This is a genomic window from Streptomyces caelestis (assembly GCF_001279005.1).
Lineage (GTDB): Bacteria > Actinomycetota > Actinomycetes > Streptomycetales > Streptomycetaceae > Streptomyces > Streptomyces heliomycini.
This window is the reverse complement of sequence record NZ_LGCN01000104.1, coordinates 1-335: the sequence shown is the minus strand read 5'-3', so window position 1 is coordinate 335 and position 335 is coordinate 1. Positions and strand designations below refer to the sequence as shown.

At 70.4% G+C, this 335-nt stretch carries 1 protein-coding gene; it reads left to right on the top strand.

The features are described from left to right. On the top strand, nucleotides 1-335 hold a 335-nt coding region (locus ADK41_RS09955; RefSeq protein WP_267890309.1), incomplete at both ends, for a beta-ketoacyl synthase N-terminal-like domain-containing protein.

Below are 335 nucleotides of genomic sequence, written 5' to 3'. Positions count from 1 at the left end.
GTGGCGTACACGTTCGGGTTCGAGGGTCCTGCGGTGACGGTGGACACGGCGTGTTCGTCGTCGTTGGTGGCGTTGCACTGGGCGGCGCAGGCGTTGCGGTCGGGTGAGTGCTCGCTCGCGGTGGCCGGTGGTGTGACGGTGATGTCGACGCCGATGACGTTCGTGGAGTTCTCGCGCCAGGGCGGGTTGTCGGCGGACGGCCGGTGCCGGTCGTTCGCGGATGCGGCCGATGGGGTCGGCTGGTCCGAGGGTGTGGGTGTGCTGGTGCTGGAGCGGTTGTCGGATGCGCGGCGCCATGGTCATCGGGTGCTGGCGGTGGTGCGGGGCAGTGCGGT